Here is a 1,189-nt window from a genome sequence, read left to right as displayed (position 1 = left end):
TGATCGTTCCGATTGCGCCGCAGGCGAGCGCGCCAGGCGACGCATTTGCGCGCGGTGGCCGGACCTGGCCGGCTCATTGCGTTGCTCCTTGCGGCAGCGCCGCCAGTATTCGGGCCATTCGCGTCAGGTTGCTCGCCAGCATCGTCAGTTTGAAGTGCTGGTCGACCCGCTTGATGCCGCGATAGATGGTTTGTCGAATACTGCCGACGGTCTTGCCCCAACCGAAGTGCTCCTCGATGCGTTTGCGTTTCACCTGGCTGATGCCATAACCGGCGTGCCGCGAAGTGCGTCCGTCAATCGCGCTTCCGCCTTGATGAGCATCGTTGCGCGCCACATGGGGTGTCACGTTGCGCGCCCGGCAGTCACGAACAAAGTCGCGCATGTCGTAAGCCTTGTCGGCCCCAACTGTCTTGGCATGACCGCCCGGCACACAATCGAGCAATCGCAGGGCACTCGCGCGTTCGGCAAAGCCGTCGGCGTGGCTGACCACGGCACCCACCACCAGGCCCGAGCGGTTCTCCATCAGCACGTGCCCGTGGTAACACAGGATGGCCGGGGTGCCCTTGCTCTTCTTGAACAGTCGCGCATCCGGATCGGTGCTCGATTCGTGCGTGTCGTTGCTGCGGCGCCGGCCCTTCCAGTCGGTGTCAGCGTTGCGCCCGCCACCAGAGGGCGGATCATCCGAGCCGTCTTTGCGCCGAAAGCTCTTGTGGCTGGCCCAAGCCTGAATCAGCGTGCCATCGACCGAGAAGTGCTCGCGCGAAAGCAAGCCGTGTTTATCCGCCAGACTCATGACTTCGGTAAAGAACGTTTCCACCACTTCGTGTTCCAGCAGCCGGTCCCGATTCTTCGAGAACACCGAGTGATCCCACACAGCGTCTTCGATGGCCAGCCCGACGAACCAGCGGAACAGCAGGTTGTAGCGCATCTGCTCCATCAGCATGCGCTCGCTGCGCACCGAGTAGAACACTTGCAGCAACAAGGCGCGCAGCAACTTCTCCGGTGCGATCGACGCCCGGCCGCTGTCCGCGTAGATCACGCCAAACAGTCCGTTGAGCCGCTTGAGCGCGTCGTTCACCAGCAGCCGGATCGGTCGCAGCGGATGATCGGCCGGTACAAAGTCTTCCAGCTTGACTGTCGTGAACAGCGGTTCTTGCATCTCGTCCATTCCACGCATCGCACTCATCGC

1 protein-coding gene is annotated in these 1,189 nt (G+C 62.4%); it reads right to left on the bottom strand.

Translation table 11 applies throughout. The annotated features are described in order from the left end of the window. Nucleotides 1-73: 73 nt before the first annotated feature. Nucleotides 74-1,168, bottom strand: a complete 1,095-nt coding sequence (locus tag ABQJ48_RS37740; RefSeq protein ID WP_367842927.1) for an IS5 family transposase — start codon at nucleotides 1,166-1,168, stop codon at nucleotides 74-76. Nucleotides 1,169-1,189: the final 21 nt, after the last annotated feature.

The organism is Paraburkholderia suaedae, assembly GCF_040812055.1.
Lineage (GTDB): Bacteria > Pseudomonadota > Gammaproteobacteria > Burkholderiales > Burkholderiaceae > Paraburkholderia.
The sequence above is the reverse complement of the archived record's forward strand: the minus strand, read 5'-3'. Positions and strand labels throughout refer to the sequence as shown.

Bases quoted from the DNA above. Each gene is read 5' to 3' on its own strand.
- ABQJ48_RS37740 (WP_367842927.1), bottom strand. From the start codon at position 1,168: ATGGACGAGATGCAAGAACCGCTGTTCACGACAGTCAAGCTGGAAGAC.